General features: G+C 22.9%; 2 protein-coding genes. Both read right to left on the bottom strand.

All coding sequences use genetic code 11. The features are described 5' to 3' along the window. The coding region (locus QSH13_RS18305; RefSeq protein WP_286039442.1) for a hypothetical protein at nt 1–1,378 on the bottom strand (1,378 nt) is incomplete at its 3' end. 74 nt (nt 1,379–1,452) lie between these two features. Beyond that, a partial coding sequence (locus tag QSH13_RS18300) for a hypothetical protein (protein WP_286039441.1) occupies nt 1,453–3,112 on the bottom strand: 1,660 nt, incomplete at its 5' end.

Below are 3,112 nucleotides of genomic sequence, written 5' to 3'. Positions count from 1 at the left end.
CAGATTCCAATTCAGATTCCAATTCAGATTCCAATTCAGATTCCAATTCAGATTCCAATTCAGATTCCAATTCAGATTCCAATTCAGATTCCAATTCAGATTCCAATTCAGATTCCAATTCAGATTCCAATTCAGATTCTAATTCAGATTCTAATTCATAATTTATTTCACCTAATAATTTATTATATATTTTATCCAATAAGTCATCATTTATTTCACCCAATGATTCATAATTTATTTCATCCAATAATTTACTATTTATTTCATTCAATAATTCATAATTTATTTTATTCGATAATTTATCCATATTAAAATTAATTTCATTTATTTCCTTGATTAAAATATCACCGCATAAATTATTATTATCACCATTATTTATATGAATATCTTCATCATTCCATTCAAAATCTAAATTATTTCCTTCATTTATATCATTAAATAAATCTGCCTGTACTTGTACATCTATCTGTTCTGGTTTATCTGTCTGTTCTTGTTTATCTGTCTGTACTTGTGCATCTATCTGTTCTGATTTATCTGTATGTTCAGTCATATTTATTTTTATCAAATTAAAATATTTCTCTTTCCATTCTTGCATTAAGCTATCAAAGGAATATTCACTATCACTGTTTTTATTAAGCGCTATCATCATAATAGCTGATAATTTATTTTTCACTTCATTTTTTATATTATTATCAAACTTATCAAACAATTGAACTTCTTCAATACTTATAAGTAAAAAACTCATTAATTTTATAAAATCCCCCCTTTCTTTTTCCGTTGAAAAGTTACTCATAAAATCATATTTTTCATTTAAATGAATATTTTCAAATTTAAATTTTAAAAATATTAATTTTAAAATATTTTTTATGCTTTTATCATCCAATGCATTTATTCGATTTTTTATAATTTCATTTAATACATCGACAATTAATTTATTTTTGCCCCCCTCATCTCCCTCATTATTGAGTGATGAAAAAAAATCTTTAGCTCTTTTTACTTCATTTAAATAGTTACAATAACTATAAAAATCAAATTTATCATTTGCATGAGAAATTATATTTTTTACAGTATTTAGATTATTAATTATTGTTTTATCTTCAATTACATTTATTTTATCAAAGGCTTCACTATGTTTTTTTATATCAACAACATCAGAAAGTTTATTATTCTTTATATCCTTTATAAGAAAGAAAATCTCTATTTTATGGAATAAAAAAATTACCCCATGAATAAACTTCTTGGTAAAAGAAGGTGCAACAGGGGTATTTTTTATCCCACTTATATTTTTTGTAAAAATATAACATTCCTTTTTTGGAAACGAATTTTGTTTATTTAAAAATAAAATATTTGGTTCAAATGTATTTTTTTTAATAATCATAAATTATTCGCCTATATAAGTTGTATACAAATTAATTATTAACCATGCAAATAAAAAATGATTTAATAAAAGAATCATATATGTTCAAAATAATTTGAAAAATATTTTCTAAGCACTTCATCTTTCGATTTATCTAAATCATCAATACTTAACCCTAGTCGACTAAAAATACCTTTTAGTTTGTTTTCTATAACTGTACTCTGTGTATTAATAGTACCATTTCCCCCCTTTGCCACTACACCTTGATTATGGTAATAAGTTGTTACATTTTCTTTATTTTCAAAAGTTTCATAGCTAATTAATAAAATAATAGCATCCTGTGCCCACTTGTAATTAATGTTATTACTTGAATTTTTAAATAATCGAGAAAAAAGATTATTTCCATTATCATTTTTCTTTATATTTTCATAAAAACTATTATTGAGAGAGTTTATTGTTTTCTCTGTTGGATCTCCCATATTTTTATAAATATCTTTACTTACCATTCTTATTAAGTTGTCTACCTTAGAAATAGACTTTTCTTCACCAATAAATTCTTCATCTTTTGATAAGTAGTTAAATAACTCTTTTGTTATATTTAAAGACAATTCTTTTTTAGCATCTTCTAAATGACCATGGAAATTTTGATTCATTGCTAATTTATTTTTTTCATTAAAAATAGAATCAACAATATTATCAAAAAAAGCTCCAAGTTTTACACCATTATCATGACTATTAACTTTTTCTTTTATTAATTTTTTTATATCATCAATTTTATTAGAAGAAAACAATTCATCTATATTTGAACCAGAAATAGAATTTAATTCATTCACTATTTTATTAGGTAGATCAGAATAGTTTTCTTGGAATTTATTCTTAGCTAAATCAGCTTTTAATTCATCTTTTATCAATTTAATATCATTAATAAGCTTACACTCCAAAGCCTTTTCTAAAGTTTGATATTTAATCATAATATCTATTTTATTATTGCTATTTGTTTTTTTAGTTATTACCTGATTAACATTATCAGTAAATGTTTGATTTAAAAAATTTAATTTATTAGAAAATTTTTCAAAAACTTCTTTATTATTTAAAGCATTGTCAAATTTAAATTCTTGTAATGCTTTATTTACATCTTTATTTTTAAAATTTATTTTTACAGGTAATAATGATCTATTTATAAATTTAAATGGGGAAATAAAAAAGATCAATAAGTTTTTAAAACTTCTTGTCTTCTCTGTTTTAAAATAAAGTTTTTGATTTGTATTTAGCTCTTTTTTCCCTGAGTTAGTAATCCAATCAGGGAGTTTATTTTCTTTTTTTTCTAAGTTAGGAATACTATCAGAGAGTTTATTTTCTTCTCTTTCAATGGTTTTATTTTTTGTATTATCAGTATTATGATCAACACTCGCATTTTCATTTAAAATATCATTATCATTATCACTAGCTAATTTTTGCAATTCTTTAATTAAATAATCCAATTCAATAAAATTATTTCCTTGTTTGGTAACTTCTTCGTTATTGAAATTATTTGATACTACATTAGAATAATTATCTTTAAATACTGCATCTGGAGTATTATCTTTAGATACTGCATCAGGAGTATTATCTTTAAATACTGCATCAGGAGTATTACCTTTAGATACTGCATCAGAAGTATTACCTTTAGATACTGCATCAGAAGTATTACCTTTAGATACTGCATCAGAAGTATTACCTTTAGATACTGCATCAGAAGTATTACCTTTAGATACT

This window comes from Proteus faecis (assembly GCF_030286765.1).
In the GTDB taxonomy this organism is placed as follows: domain Bacteria; phylum Pseudomonadota; class Gammaproteobacteria; order Enterobacterales; family Enterobacteriaceae; genus Proteus; species Proteus faecis.
The sequence above is the reverse complement of the archived record's forward strand: the minus strand, read 5'-3'. Positions and strand labels throughout refer to the sequence as shown.